The organism is Pseudomonas sp. DF5 (genome assembly GCF_058148225.1).
In genome coordinates this window covers 16,703-31,008 of record NZ_JBYVYM010000043.1, presented here as the reverse complement: position 1 = coordinate 31,008, position 14,306 = coordinate 16,703, and the positions used below count along the sequence as shown (strand labels likewise).

Sequence of the window (14,306 nt, the reverse complement as noted above, 5' to 3'; positions counted from 1 at the left end):
AAGCTCATAAAGCAAATATTTACAGCCTTTGAGCGGAACTTGGCTATAAATCCGGTTGACGTTGAAATCACAATATTTGAGCAGCCAAGTCATTGCTGGGGATTCCGAGGGATCACAGGCGATGAGGCAACCTTGAGTTACAGGGTTAACGTATAACAAGCGGTTCAAGCCGTTCGCTTCGCTCTCCGGGACCGCGTACCGCGGCTCCTTGATTTATTTTCTCGACTCAAATCATCCAGTTTTTGGCCGGTTTAGGTCTTCCGGGAACGGCTGCTATTGGCCGAGGCTGTGTAAAAACGTTTTTGAGCGCGACAGGTACTCAAAACCGGACTGGAAATCGTGCTTCTACGCGAAATCCACATCTGCTGACGTGCCGATAAACTTCAGATTTAACGTAGACGTGCACACTTCAATTTTGGCGAAGCGTTTTTACACACTCTGGGCCGAAAGCGGTCCTTCGATGAACGTCCGTTCTTGGCCAGCCCCCTTCGATACCGGCGCATTTATCGCTGCCGACCGGGTTTCTGGCAGCGTATAAGAGGCCGCTCCCGGCAGCCCAATCCTCAGAGCGACCTGCCTAAGCGCCATACCTCTAACTTCGCAACCCCCTCAAAGCAACCGTTCAATGGCAGAATCTCCTCAACTTGATCGTTTTGGAGAACACCATGCTTCGTGCGTTTGAACGAAGGCTCGACCCCTTTCCTCCTGACGAGGTACCACCGCCACCCGACGGCCTGGCTCGCTTTCTGTGGGCCTGTACGCGGGGTGCCCGCGGTTACATTCTTGTGTTTGCGCTGCTCAGTGCCGGCGTGTCGATTTACGAAGCCTGGCTGTTTTCCTTCCTCGGGCAGGTCGTGGACCTGCTCTCGACCTGGCAGGCAGGCGGTGAAGCGGCTGCGCAGGAAAGTCGCGTGTTGTGGGGCATGGGCATCATCATGGTGACCAGTGTCGGGCTGGTGGCGTTGCGCACCATGGTGCAGCACCAGATATTGGCGATTAACTTGCCGTTGCGGCTGCGCTGGGACTTCCATCGCTTGATGCTGCGGCAAAGCCTTTCGTTTTTTTCCGATGAGTTTTCCGGCCGGGTCACTACCAAGGTGATGCAGACTGCGCTGGCGGTGCGCGACATGCTATTCACCCTCATCGAGATCGCACCCGGGATCGGGGTGTATTTCATCGCGATCATCGCACTGGCCGGCGGCTTCGCCCTGAAACTGATGCTGCCGTTCGTTGCCTGGGTCGTGTTGTTCGGGATGGCCATGTGGTACTTCGTGCCTCGCCTGGGGAAAGTCGGGCAGGAACAGGCCAATGCGCGGTCGATGATGACCGGGCGTATCTCAGACGCCTACACCAACATCACGACGGTGAAGCTGTTCTCCCACTCCAATCGTGAAGCGCATTTCGCACGTGCAGCGATGGAGGATTTCAAACAAACCGGCTTTCGCCAGATGCGCCTGGTCAGCCAGTTCGAGATCGTCAATCAGGCATTGGTGGTGGCATTGATCATGGCGGCGGGGGGTTATGCCCTGTGGCTATGGCACCAGGGTGAGGTCGGCGCAGGTGCCGTGGCGGCCATCACCGCCATGGCGCTGCGCATCAATGGCATGTCGCACTGGATCATGTGGCAAATGACCTCGCTGTTCGAGAGCATCGGCACCGTGCAGGATGGCATGACAACCTTTACCCGGGGCCCAAAGGTGCAGGATGCGCCGGGTGCGGGCGTACTCGTGACCTCCGGTGGCGCGGTCACGTTCGATAACGTGAGCTTCAACTACAATGGCGAACGCCAGGTGCTCGATGGTCTGAGCCTGAGTATCCGCCCAGGCGAAAAGATCGGCCTGGTTGGCCGCTCTGGCGCCGGCAAGTCCACGCTTATCAACTTGCTGCTGCGCTTTTATGACGTCGACAGCGGGGAGATTCGCATCGATGGCCAAAACATCGCACACGTGACCCAAGACAGCCTGCGCGGCTCCATCGGCATGGTCACGCAGGATACCTCTCTGCTGCACCGTTCCATTCGTGACAACATCGCCTACGGCCGCCCCGATGCGACCGACGCGCAAATCCGCAGCGCTGCGGCCAATGCCCAGGCCGATGAGTTCATCAGCCAACTGAGCGACCGCCAAGGCCATACCGGTTACGACACCCTTGTGGGTGAGCGTGGCATCAAGCTGTCGGGCGGCCAGCGCCAACGCGTTGCGATTGCCCGGGTGATGCTCAAGAACGCCCCGATCCTGCTGCTTGACGAGGCCACCAGCGCGCTGGACTCGGAAGTCGAAGTGGCCATACAGGAAAGCCTCGATGAAATGATGCAGGGCAAGACTGTGATCGCCATCGCCCATCGGCTGTCCACCATTGCGGCCATGGACCGGCTCATCGTCATGGATGACGGACGCATCATCGAACAGGGCACCCACACCGAATTGCTCGGGAAGAACGGCGTCTATGCGCGGTTGTGGCAGCATCAAAGCGGCGGGTTTCTGGGTGAGGATCAGGGAGTGGTCGAAGCTATGGATCAGGTGTGAGCGTGAAGAGGGCGCAGCAGTGGGCGATGGCGTCGAAACCACCTATCGAGGTGTCCGGAATCAGTTGACCACTGCAAGAGTGATTTTTTACAGGGGCCAGCTTCGTTTCGGCCGACATTATTGCTTTCAGCTTAATGTGCCTTGCACCGCAGATTTTAGCTTTGTAGGATCCCGCCAGCGTTCACCATCAGTTGATGATTCGCGCTGGCAGCAAATCGGAGTTGGAATTGAGAGCGCCGCAATCTGGACTGACTGTGGCTTTTTCTTGAAAGGATTTTACATGATAAAGCGCTTAACTATTGTTGGCAGTTTTTTACTCATAGCGATATTGGGGTATACGCAAATTATGGCCCGTTTTGGTGGAGGGCCTGCTCCAACCATGGAGTTCGATCAGCCCAAAAAACGTGCTGATCTTATAACCGTCAATAAGCAAGAAAGGCGCATGTTGTTATGGCATGAGGGAGTGGTATTGGCCGAATATCGTATCGCTCTCGGAGCTGCTGCGGATGACGGCGCAAAGCAACGGGAGGGCGACGAGAAAACACCAGAGGGACGATATTTCATCGACTGGCGCAATCCAAAATCAATGGCGTATCTCAGCTTGCACATTTCGTATCCGAATCCAGTGGACGCAGCATCAGCTCGTCATAATGGATATGCGCCTGGCGGTAACATTATGATCCATGGTCTACCCAACGGATGGGCGTGGCTTCAACCGTTTCATCATCTATGGGACTGGACGGATGGTTGCATTGCTGTAACTAACAGCGAAATGCGAAAAATCTGGACGTTGGTGTCTGACGGAACGCCAATTGAAATCAGATAGGACGAAGGTCAGCGTCCGTTCCTTGGATATGTCCATCACGTTTTAGCGCTAAGTTGTTCCTTCGGGTGCCCCGCGGTCGTGTGTAAATACACCTTCCGAGCGTTAATCTTGAAGGCCGGACGCCGTGCCATCCGCGTAGATGAGTCAGGCAGGGTGCCAAAACAAGCAAGGGATATCAAGTGGTTACGTCAACAGGCGAACTGACGATACGTCAGATATCAGTGCTTCCTCCGGAAATCCTGGTACTGGAAGCAGAGGCCCTTACAGAGGGCTTTAGATTTCTCACGCGCTTGATTGCAGATTGGAAAAACGGATCTAATCGATTCGATCAACCAGGTGAATGCCTTTTGGGGGCCTTCCGCAACGGGCAACTGATTGCCATCGGTGGTCTTTCATATGATCCGTATGCCGGGTCGGACATTGGAAGGCTACGGCGGGTATACGTCGCGCGTGCATCAAGGGGCCAGAATGTGGGTAAAGCTCTGGTGCAGCAGCTTCTGGAATATGCGGCTCCGAGATTCCGTGTCGTACGCCTATCTACGGATACACCAGAGGGATCTGCATTTTACCTTCGCTGCGGGTTCGAACAGATACGGGATGATTTTGCCACTCATGTGAAGTCATTAGTGGATGCCATGTAACCAGGGCGCCGTCTCATTTGGGTGGGGCGCTTTTTGTGGTTTAAAATTAAAAGATTGCAACCTTCGGTATCTACGTGTTCGTGTTTGTGTGTCGTTCAACGCGGGCTCTGCGTAGATATCTTCCTGCGGCCCTTTAATCCTGACGGCTAGCCTGGCAGAAGATGCTATTGGCTGAAGAGGCCTTTCATAGGTTGATGGGGAAATCGGAAAGTGCCTACTCATACGAAGGCTATACTGGTCGGACATGGTAGTGATCGAACGGTTACTGAAGATCGTCCGGACGCGGCCCGTGAAGCGGCATCGCCAGTCGCTCACTGTAACTTTGCTTTTTCCCTCTTCAAGCATTCATCCATTGCTCTTTCTTGATTGTCTTGAGGTTGATAGAGTCCCAGTGTGGTTGGATATCCGGTACGTGAAACGGTATTGCCAGTCGTTCCCTGTAACTTTGCTTTTTCTGTCTTCAAGCATTCGTCCATTGATCTTTCGTGCTCTGCCGATGCATCGATTTGAGGTTGGTAGTGTGCTGGGGTGGCTATATGTCCACTGCCATCATAACCGGGTTCACTGTTTTTAACAGTGCCATCTTTCAAACGCTCCGATGAGCCCGCAATACCGCTTGAACTTCTATCGTCTGTTTTAGTTTCAGTCACCGCTTGGCTTGAGTTCTGGCTGACAGGGTTAACGGTATTTGCGGTGAGCGTATCACCAGTTGTGTTAGATTCCAGAGGGGCGATGGCGGGAGCAGTGACGGTGTCGGCTCTACCTTTTTGTTTGTTTTTGTACGCCAGTTTGTTGCTGTTTTTTTGCAATTTTTTAGTCTTTGAAAAAGCAGAGTTTAGTTCTTTTTTATTTTTGTGAATAAGGTTGTCTATCGGAATATAGCTAATAATCTGGTTGGATTTTCTTTTGGTGTGTGAATTGTAAAACTTCACTTGCTTTTGTGTTAGCTGAATATCGGCAATGGGCGGTAACCGAATGAGCCCAACAATCGCCTCGCGAGCGACAGCATATGTAAGTTGATCAAAGCTGTAGAAGAAACCATTGCTGGATTTTGGTATGGCAGAGGGGGGTGTCATTACTTCAATGGCACTGTCATGCTTGGCCAGTATTTTGCCTGCCGCTAAATCTTTGTATGTGTAAGCAATATTGCACTTCGATCGAATTCCACTCCAGGCGTTGCTTATAGATACGGAAGATACTTCTGCGCTTATTTCAATGCGGCCACTGTAATGTCCAAATTCGATAAAGCGATGGCTGTCATGAATTTCCTTTTGGGTCGCATCCTTGATAGCATTTCCCCAGTTTGAAATTTGTAATTCACCTGAAAAGTTGTTGTCTATATCTACATTTTCTTTGGTTTTTATTTCTGCTGGAAGCACAATAATGTCAATATTGTATGCGAGGTCATAATAGTCAATGTCAGGAATAATGCCCTTGTTTCTTTCGCTTGAGGTTTCTGAATAATTTCTTATGTCGGCACAGCTCGTGATTTCGAAAAAGCTAAAAGCCAACACGAGTAAGGCAGTTGTTTTTTTTATCGACATGTTACCCTCCCATAATTATTGATTAAGGGCTTTCTTTGTCGCTGATGCATAACAGTGACTAGGCCGAATTCGCCGATAACGAAATAATAGAGGTCTCTGGATAACTCTGCGCTACCAATGCCGACTTTTTTAAAAGTCTATATAAATCATAGGGCTATGCTTTACGCTCAACCCCTTCGCTGAAATCGCGCGACTTATGTTTTTTGACGTCAATATCCTGTTGAGTCAGGTTGATCCGCAGGCTCGTTAGTTATTCGCTATTCGTCTCGGGGGCTCCGCCAGTGATATTGAACGCCAGCTCTTCCAGACTCGTTTGTATCAACGCAGCCAATGGTCGGGTGGCAGGTGCCAAGTGTTCTGCTCCTCGATAAAGCATATAGCCAAGGGTCGGCAGTGGGGGGAGGCCGGTAATAACGGCAAGATGCCCTGGCAGTCCAATGCGGGTTCGCACCGTGAGGCCCAAACCGGCCGCAACAGCTGCCCAGATTCCACCAACGCTGGGGCTGGTCAGCGCGATTCGCCAGGGAGTCCGCGCCTCGTCCAGTGCCTGGGTTGCTGCGCTGCGCAACACACAAGGGGCGTCGAACAGGATCAATGGCAATGGTGAATCGACAGAGCTGTTGAGTGATGGCATGTCACGAAGCCCGATCCAGTGCATCTGTGTTTCACCCAGACGCGTGGCATAGGGGGACTTGTACCCCGTGTCCCAAGTCAGGGCCAAGTCCAGGCCGCCGTTGTCGATCAATGTAAGCAGTTCGGTATTACGCGCGATCCTGACTTCGAGGCTCACCATGGGGTACATCTTGATGTAGCGTCGCAGAATGTCGCTGAGAAAGTGTTCGCCAAAGTCTTCCTGCAGCCCGAGGCGCACCGTGGCGGCGGTCTGGCTTTCGTGCAGGGTCTGGAAAATGCTGTCGTTCAGTTCAAGCAGTCGGCGGGCGTGGCTGAGCAGGGTTTCACCCACCGGCGTCAACACCAGCCCTCGACCGGATTTGGCCAGCACAGGCGAGCCTACCTGTTCCTCGAGTTTCTTGAGTTGCGCGCTCACGGCAGATGTCGAGCGATTGAGTCGATCCGCCGCTTTGGCAAAGCTGTTGAACTCCACGCCAGTCACAAAAGTGCGAAGCACATCAAGATCGAAGGTCGTACGGCGCATCGAATCATCCATAAATTCGGGACTAAAGCCGCCATTAAATCTGATATTCGGAATGATCGCGACTCGATAGTTTTCTCCTGTCAGTTGGTTTTTCAGGAGTAGGCACTTATGCCATTTGCACGTATTTCACTGCACCGGGGAAAGTCTGCCGAGTATTTACAGGCCCTTTCACAAGGGCTGCACGACGCCTTGGTAGAAAGCTTCGAAGTGCCGATGGCCGACCGGTTCCAGGTCATTCACCAACATGAAACGGGTGAACTGATATTTGATCCTGGCTACTTGGGCGGCCCGCGCAGCCATGACTTTGTGCTAATCGCGATTACTGCCGGTCGCCCTCGAGACATCGAGACGAAACAGCGCTTCTATCGCAACCTGGTCGAGAGACTGGGCCGAGCGCCGGGCATCGATTCTGAGGACGTGATGGTGGTGATTACCACGACCGCGGCAGATGAGTGGTCGTTTGGTGGCGGGCGGGGCAACTAGCTTTTGCTCACAAGTCTGTATTCCGTAAATGCGGGCTATCTGTGTCTATCGGCAGCGTGGCCCGATTGATAGGGTCCGTATTCACTTCAAGTTGATGAGGCAATAATGGACCTTACCGCCATCCCCTTTGGGACTACCGATTGGTCGAAGATCGAACCGGTCGAGCACGCCGGCCAGACGGGCATGGCCTATTGGCGGACCTGCCAGTTTGGTTCGATACGTGTGCGGATGGTTGAATACAGTTCCGGATATCTGGCCGATCACTGGTGCTGGAGAGGTCATATCCTGTTGTGCCTGGAAGGCGAATTACACACAGAACTGGAAGACGGCCGCCAGTTCACGCTGACTGCTGGAATGAGCTATCAGGTGGGCAACGATGCTGAGGGGCATCGGTCGTTCACCTCCAGTGGTGCGAAGTTGTTCATTGTGGATTGATGCGTAGGGCCAGATTAAAAGATCGCAGCATTTTGAATCTGATCCGTATTTTTCTGGGCTATCTGCATCTGTAATGGGATCAGCCTGCGGCTCACAATGACAGCACGGCCAGCAGTGGCGGTAACCGCTGCACCGCAAACTCATAACGTAGGAGGCCCCATGGGCAAGATGGCAATTTTCCTGGGTGGATTTCTGGTGTTGACCATTTTGATCGGCGCGCTTGCCACGATCTCTCCCGTTTAGTCTCGTCCTGCGATCAGTAAAAAGCACAACGCCTCCACACAGGGAGGCGTTGGTTTTCTTAGGGCAAGCTGCTGCAGAGGCGAATCAAGACCGCTTCAAGGCATATGCTTGGAATAAGCCGCCTTAAGCGCCTCGGATACAAGGGAAATCAGTATCGGGGTTGAGCTGGACTGCATGTCTCTGCCGATTTCAGTTCGCCGCTCCAGCACTTTGCCAGCGTATTTTGATGCCTGGCCTTCAGCAGCGAGTGACGACAGCTCTTCTTCAGTAAAAGACTTCTCATAAGCCGCAGCAAGATTTTGATTCCATTTCGGCTGGTACTGCGGAAGTAGCGCGTCAATTTCGCTCGATACGGCACTGTGTGCTTTTTCACTCCCTAATTTTTCGATGAGCATCGCATAGGTTTGCGTCTTCTTTGCCGCCAACAGTGCCAGTGTTGGCAGGCTGTCACCCACATGGGTTTGAGCAACAAAAGCGAGCGCTGTCTTATGCGCAAGTACTTCAGCAGTGACCGTGGTGGACAACACGATGGGCGCTACGAATGCGACCGCGACACACAAAGACCTCATCAATTGATCTGGCTCCTTCGGTTCGCCACGTCGGTGATGCACCACTGCGATTAGGTGGTTTAATCGCAATCACACAGAGAACCCTAGTTGGGAAAAACCTTTGTCGCTAGTGCTTTGGTTCCACTTGGGATTGAACCTGAGGGCCAAGCCATAAAAAGCCCACTGAACCAGTAACGGTCAGTGGGCTTTTTTCACACTGGATTGAGTGCCGGCATCACCTCAGGTCAAACCGGTCCAGATTCATCACCTTGACCCAGGCCGCCACGAAGTCGTTCACAAACTTCTCCTTCGCGTCGTTGCTGGCATAAACCTCAGCCAACGCCCTCAGCTGTGCATTCGAGCCAAACACCAGATCAACACGCGTCCCTGTCCATTTGAGATCGCCGGTTTTGCGGTCGCGTCCCTCGAACTCTTCATTGGCCTGCGACACCGGTTTCCATTCCACGCCCATGTCGAGCAGGTTTTTGAAGAAGTCGTTGGTCAACGCTCCCGGTTGCTTCGTGAACATGCCGTGTTGGGTTTGGCCGACGTTGGTGTTCAGCACGCGCAGGCCACCAATGAGCACGGTCATTTCCGGCGCGGTGAGGGTCAGCAGCTGTGCCTTGTCGATCAGCAGTGCCTCGGCCGGTACGCGATAGCGGGTTTTGAGGTAGTTGCGGAAGCCATCGGCGGCGGGTTCGAGGTAGCCGAAGGATTCAACGTCCGTTTGCTCTTGCGAGGCGTCCATGCGTCCCGGTGTGAAAGGCACCGTGATGGTCTGGCCGGCATTTTTTGCCGCTTGTTCGACGCCGGCACAACCGGCCAGCACGATCAGGTCGGCCAGGGAGATTTTCTTGCCGCCGGTTTGCGCGCTGTTGAACTCGTTCTGGATGCTTTCGAGTTTCGCCAACACACTCGCCAGTTGTTCAGGCTGGTTGGCCTGCCAGGATTTCTGCGGGGCCAGGCGCAGGCGGCCGCCGTTGGCGCCGCCGCGTTTGTCGGAGCCGCGGAAGGTGGAGGCCGCTGCCCAGGCGGTCGATACCAGTTGCGAGACGGTCAGGCCGCTGGCCAGGAGCTTGCCCTTGAGTGCGGCGATGTCGCTGTCGTTGACCAAGGCATGGTCGACCGGCGGGATCGGGTCTTGCCACAGGAGTACTTCGTCGGGCATTTCCGGGCCGAGGTAGCGGGAGACGGGGCCCATGTCGCGGTGGATCAGTTTGAACCAGGCGCGGGCGAAGGCGTCGGCCAACTGATCCGGATTGGCGAGGAAACGCCGCGAAATCGGCTCATAGATCGGGTCGAATCGCAGTGACAGGTCCGTGGTCAGCATGGTCGGATTACGCCGCTTGGACGGGTCGTGAGCATCGGGAATGATGCCCGCGCCGGCACCACCTTTCGCCGTCCACTGGTTGGCACCCGCCGGGCTCTTGGTCAGTTCCCACTCGAAGCCGAACAGGTTTTCCAGGTAGTTGTTGCTCCACTTCGTGGGCGTGGTGGTCCAGGTCACTTCCAGGCCGCTGGTGATGGTGTCACCGCCTTTGCCGCTGCCGAAAGTGCTCTTCCAGCCCAGGCCCTGTTGTTCAAGCCCCGCGGCTTCGGGCTCGGGACCGACGTTGTCGGCAGGGCCGGCGCCGTGGGTTTTGCCGAAAGCGTGGCCGCCAGCGATCAGCGCCACGGTTTCTTCGTCGTTCATTGCCATGCGCCCGAAGGTTTCGCGGATGTCTATCGCCGCAGCGACGGGGTCCGGGTTGCCTTCCGGGCCTTCGGGGTTGACGTAGATCAGACCCATTTGCACGGCGGCGAGCGGGTTCTCCAGGTTGCGTCCGCCTTCGGTACGGCTCTCCTCATTTTCCCCCGGCTCGGCAACGAGTGGGCCTTCGCCGGGTTCTTGCATGGCTTCTTTGTCTTTGCCGTAGCGGACGTCACCGCCCAGCCACTTGTTTTCGGTGCCCCAGTAGACGTCTTCATCCGGTTCCCAGACGTCTGGCCGACCGCCGGAAAAACCAAAGGTCTTGAAGCCCATGGACTCCAGCGCAACGTTGCCGGTGAGGACGATCAGGTCAGCCCAGGAGATGTTGTTGCCATACTTTTGCTTGATCGGCCAAAGCAGCCGGCGCGCCTTGTCGAGGCTGACGTTGTCCGGCCAGCTGTTGAGCGGGGCGAAGCGCTGCTGACCGGAGCCGGCACCGCCACGACCGTCACCGACGCGGTACGTGCCGGCGGCGTGCCAGGCCATGCGAATAAACAGTGGGCCATAGTGACCGAAGTCCGCAGGCCACCAGTCTTGCGAATCAGTCATCAGTGCATGCAGGTCTTGCTTGACCGCTGCAAAGTCCAGTTTCTTGAACGCTTCGGCATAGTTGAAGCCCTCGTCCATGGGGTCGGACAGGGGCGAGTGCTGGTGCAGGATCCTAAGATTCAGTTGGTTCGGCCACCAATCGCGGTTCGTCGTGCCACCGCCAGCGGCGGCGTGTTTGAACGGGCATTTCGATTCATTTGCCATGTGTGCGCTACCTTTGGTCGTGTTCATCCGGCTATCCGGCCCGGGGTTGGGCACGCAATAGCGACGAGCGAAATCAATGACATAGGCTGCAGCCGTGCGATCAATTGATCGTCGTGGTCACACGGGAAATCCGGATAGCGGCAATCGAGTTGCCAGCACGGTGGCCCACGGCAAGCCTAGTACGTTTTCTGACTCATTCGTATCTCTTCTCAGGTCTCAACCGGCCGGCTGACGCCAGCGCTCCAGTAAGGGTAGACGCCTATAAAGCAGTCAGCTAATAGGGGGAGTATTGGGAGGTGATAGGGATAGTCTTTTATCTGAGCCTTCGAGATGGAGCCGATCAAAAGGTATGCTGGGCCTTTTTCGTTGACCGCCACCCAAGGATCCACCCGATGTCTTTAAGCAAACGCGATCAGGCACACATCGAACGTCGCCTGGTCGCCACTCTGACCGAGGCGTGCGAAACAGCCAAAGCGGAAATAGTCGGGTTTTGCTGGTTGACCCACGAAATCGATTACGACGCCTTTCCATCCAGCCTGCGGGTGATCTGGGTCTTCGATACGCAGGCCCGTAAGGATCAGGCGCTGGCGAGCGGGCAGAGCGAGCGCATGGTCGAACTGACGGCCGTAGCATTAAATGAAGCGGACGTTCTCGTCAGCCCGGTCGCGGCCCATGTGCAGTTCGATTCTGAAGAACAATGTCAGCGTGCCAATGGCGGCAACTGGCAGCAACGCCTGGCGCCCAAGCGCTCGACGCGGGGTTGAAACGTGGCCAAGGATATCGAAAATCCGTGTATTTCCGTTTGCCAGCTCAGTGGTGAACTGTGTGTCAGTTGTGGTCGCACCAAGGACGACATCAGAAAGTGGAAACGCATGAAGCGCCCGGAAAAAATGGCGGCGGCGCAGCGGGCGAGTGTGCGGTTGAAGGGGCTTCAGAAAAGGAAGGGTTGAGGGTTCCTCAGGGCCGCGCACAAACCTCTCGAACACATTCACGCAACCACCGATGCGCCGAATCGGCATCCATCCGTGGATGCCAGAGCATCGAAATGGTGATCGGCGGCAGCTCGAACGGCAGCTCGAAACTGTGCAGGCCGGTGCGCAGGTTTTGGGTGTGTCGGGCAGGCACGGTGGCGATCAGGTCCGAGGCGCGAGCCAGTGCCAGGGCGGCTGAGAAACCGCCGACGACGGTGATGATTTCCCGCTGCAGTCCCAGCGCCTCCAACGCTTCATCCATCGGCCCCTTATCGAGCCCGCGCCGTGAGACCAGGATGTGCCGGCCAGCGGCGTAACGGGAGGCAGTGATCTCGCCCTCGCTCAGCGAATGCCCCGTGCGAACGACGCCCACGAAACGATCCTCGAACAATGCCCGGGTGCGCACTTCCGGGCTGGTCGTGCCGCCAACCACACCGGTTTCCAGATCGACCGAGCCGTCGCGAAGTGCGGCGCTGTCCTTGCTCAGCTTCTGCACGAAGTGCAAACGCACGCCGGGGGCTTGCTCACCGGCGCGGGCGATCAGCGCCGGGCCGAAGTTTTCGACGAAGCCGTCACTGGTGCGCAGCGTGAATGTTCGAACCAGTTGCTTGAGGTCGAGCTGTTCGGCGGGGCGCAAAACCGCTTCGGCGTCTTGTACCAATCGACTGACGTGTTCGCGCAATTCGAGCGCTCGGGGCGTCGGCACCAGACCGCGTCCGGCCCGGACCAGTAGTGGGTCGCCCGTCGTTTCACGCAACCGCGCCAACGCCCGGCTCATGGCCGACGGGCTCAGCCGCAGTCGTTGGGCGGCGCGGGCGACGCTGCCTTCGGCGAGCAGCACGTCCAGGGTAATCAGCAGATTGAGATCGGGAGTGGTCATGCCACAACGTTAGCACGGCGCGGGGCTGGCATGGCGTCAAACGCATCTATCAAGTGCAAATGCTGCGCCTTCCGCCTTGTCACGCGCGAGCATACGCTGCTGCTCTACCTTTCAGACGTGGCCAGACAATGAAACCCATCACTCAATCAGGTTCGGTGCGCTGGGCGCTTGCGAGCCTTTCGCTGTCGATGTTGATGCCTTCACTCGACACCAGCATCGCCAATGCGGGATTGCCGACGTTGGCCGAGGCGTTCGATGCTTCCTTCCAACACGTGCAGTGGATTGTGCTGGCGTATCTGCTGGCGATCACCACGCTGATCGTTAGCGTCGGACGGCTTGGCGACATGCTCGGCCGTCGGCGTTTGCTACTGGTGGGCATCGCCATTTTTACCCTGTCATCGCTGGCCTGCGGTGTCGCGCCGTCGCTTGGTTGGCTGGTCGGCGCCCGGGCGGTGCAGGGGCTTGGGGCGGCGATCATGCTGGCGCTGACCGTGGCCTTTGTCGGTGAGACGGTGCCGAAAGCGCAGACCGGCAGCGCCATGGGGTTGCTCGGAACGATGTCGGCGATCGGCACCACGCTGGGGCCATCGCTCGGTGGGATGTTGATTGCCGGCGTTGGCTGGCAGGCGATTTTTCTGATCAACATACCGTTGGGTGTGCTGAATATCTGGCTCGCGTATCGCTATTTGCCGGCGGATGTTCAGCGAGTGAAAGCGGGGCGAGTGGGGTTCGACAAGGCCGGCACGTTGCTGCTGGCGCTGACGCTCGCAGCGTACGCGCTGGCCATGACGATCGGGCACGGTGATTTTGGACCGCTCAATATCGCGCTGCTGCTGGCGGCTGTTTTCGGCGTTGGGCTTTTCATCTTCGTCGAGGCCACAGTCGCATCGCCATTGATCACATTAGCGCTGTTCCGCCAACAGGGATTGAGCGCCAGCCTGGCCATGAGCGCGCTCGTTTCGACGGTGATGATGGCGACGCTGGTGGTTGGGCCGTTTTATCTCTCGGGTGCGCTTGGCCTCGGCACGGCACTTGTCGGTTTCGCCTTGTCGGTCGGACCGTTGGTGGCTGCATTGACCGGCGTGCCGGCCGGTCGCCTGGTGGACCGTTTTGGCACTCGGCGCATGACCCGTCTCGGGCTCGCGACAATGGCGCTCGGCGCGAGTGCTTTATCAATGATGCCAGCGGGGTTCGGCCTCCTCGGTTACCTCGCGCCCATCGCGGTGATCACGGCCAGCTACGCGTTGTTTCAGGCGGCCAACAACACCGCGATCATGACCGACATCCGCCCGGACCAGCGCGGCGTGATTTCCGGCATGCTCAGCCTGTCACGCAATCTCGGCCTGATCACTGGAGCTTCGGTGATGGGCGCGGTGTTTGCGCTTGCTTCGGCGACGACAGACATCACCAGCGCGTCTCCCGCAGCCGTCGCCAGCGGCATGCGGATAACGTTTGCCGTCGCCGCGGCACTGATTCTCCTGGCCCTTGCTGTGGCCCTGTTGCCGAGGGTTTCGGACTGCTGCACTGTGTGCAGCAATGAACTGCAATAGA

The 14,306-nt window shown here is 56.5% G+C and carries 13 protein-coding genes; 8 read left to right on the top strand and 5 right to left on the bottom strand.

The genetic code is table 11. The features are described 5' to 3' along the window. The first annotated feature begins 665 nt into the window (after positions 1-665). From AC30D7_RS27725 to AC30D7_RS27715, 3 genes are all read left to right on the top strand, one after another. Positions 666-2,525 carry an ABC transporter ATP-binding protein gene (locus AC30D7_RS27725; protein ID WP_490136204.1) on the top strand — a complete coding sequence of 620 codons (1,860 nt, stop codon included), beginning with the start codon at positions 666-668 and terminating at the stop codon, positions 2,523-2,525. Positions 2,526-2,544: 19 nt separating this feature from the next. Continuing rightward, a complete protein-coding gene (locus AC30D7_RS27720; protein ID WP_490136203.1) occupies positions 2,545-3,351 on the top strand; it encodes a L,D-transpeptidase family protein in 807 nt (268 codons plus the stop codon). Positions 3,352-3,530: 179 nt separating this feature from the next. Then, positions 3,531-3,992: a GNAT family N-acetyltransferase gene (locus tag AC30D7_RS27715; protein WP_490136202.1), complete on the top strand. Its 462-nt coding sequence runs from the start codon at positions 3,531-3,533 to the stop codon at positions 3,990-3,992. A 311-nt stretch (positions 3,993-4,303) separates the two neighbouring features. Here the strand turns inward: AC30D7_RS27715 and AC30D7_RS27710 are convergent, their stop codons facing one another. Both AC30D7_RS27710 and AC30D7_RS27705 read right to left on the bottom strand, forming a co-directional pair. Then, the gene (locus AC30D7_RS27710) at positions 4,304-5,536 is read right to left on the bottom strand and encodes a hypothetical protein (protein ID WP_490136201.1); all 1,233 of its coding nucleotides are present in this window, start codon (positions 5,534-5,536) and stop codon (positions 4,304-4,306) included. Positions 5,537-5,786: 250 nt separating this feature from the next. Further along, positions 5,787-6,692: a LysR substrate-binding domain-containing protein gene (locus AC30D7_RS27705; RefSeq protein WP_490136200.1), complete on the bottom strand. Its 906-nt coding sequence runs from the start codon at positions 6,690-6,692 to the stop codon at positions 5,787-5,789. A gap of 108 nt (positions 6,693-6,800) precedes the next feature. Here AC30D7_RS27705 and AC30D7_RS27700 point away from each other — a divergent pair, with 108 nt between their 5' ends. Both AC30D7_RS27700 and AC30D7_RS27695 read left to right on the top strand, forming a co-directional pair. Then, the gene (locus AC30D7_RS27700) at positions 6,801-7,175 is read left to right on the top strand and encodes a tautomerase family protein (protein WP_490136199.1); all 375 of its coding nucleotides are present in this window, start codon (positions 6,801-6,803) and stop codon (positions 7,173-7,175) included. A gap of 105 nt (positions 7,176-7,280) precedes the next feature. Beyond that, entirely contained in the window at positions 7,281-7,610 is a 330-nt protein-coding gene (locus AC30D7_RS27695) for a DHCW motif cupin fold protein (protein WP_490136198.1), read from the top strand. A gap of 338 nt (positions 7,611-7,948) precedes the next feature. Here the strand turns inward: AC30D7_RS27695 and AC30D7_RS27690 are convergent, their stop codons facing one another. After that, positions 7,949-8,380, bottom strand: coding sequence for a hypothetical protein (locus AC30D7_RS27690; protein WP_490136197.1), 432 nt, complete (start codon positions 8,378-8,380; stop codon positions 7,949-7,951). Between the two features lie 256 nt (positions 8,381-8,636). After that, entirely contained in the window at positions 8,637-10,931 is a 2,295-nt protein-coding gene (gene katG / locus AC30D7_RS27685; RefSeq protein WP_490136196.1) for a catalase/peroxidase HPI, read from the bottom strand. 365 nt (positions 10,932-11,296) lie between these two features. On the opposite strand from katG, the gene AC30D7_RS27680 reads away from it, so the two are divergent. Next, positions 11,297-11,668, top strand: a complete 372-nt coding sequence (locus AC30D7_RS27680; protein WP_490136195.1) for a hypothetical protein — start codon at positions 11,297-11,299, stop codon at positions 11,666-11,668. A 3-nt stretch (positions 11,669-11,671) separates the two neighbouring features. Beyond that, positions 11,672-11,854, top strand: a complete 183-nt coding sequence (locus AC30D7_RS27675; protein ID WP_081626539.1) for a DUF1289 domain-containing protein — start codon at positions 11,672-11,674, stop codon at positions 11,852-11,854. Between the two features lie 7 nt (positions 11,855-11,861). Here AC30D7_RS27675 and AC30D7_RS27670 read toward each other — a convergent pair whose 3' ends face one another. After that, the gene (locus AC30D7_RS27670) at positions 11,862-12,755 is read right to left on the bottom strand and encodes a LysR family transcriptional regulator (RefSeq protein WP_490136194.1); all 894 of its coding nucleotides are present in this window, start codon (positions 12,753-12,755) and stop codon (positions 11,862-11,864) included. Between the two features lie 128 nt (positions 12,756-12,883). Here AC30D7_RS27670 and AC30D7_RS27665 point away from each other — a divergent pair, with 128 nt between their 5' ends. Further along, positions 12,884-14,305: an MFS transporter gene (locus AC30D7_RS27665; RefSeq protein WP_490136206.1), complete on the top strand. Its 1,422-nt coding sequence runs from the start codon at positions 12,884-12,886 to the stop codon at positions 14,303-14,305. Position 14,306 lies beyond the last annotated feature (1 nt).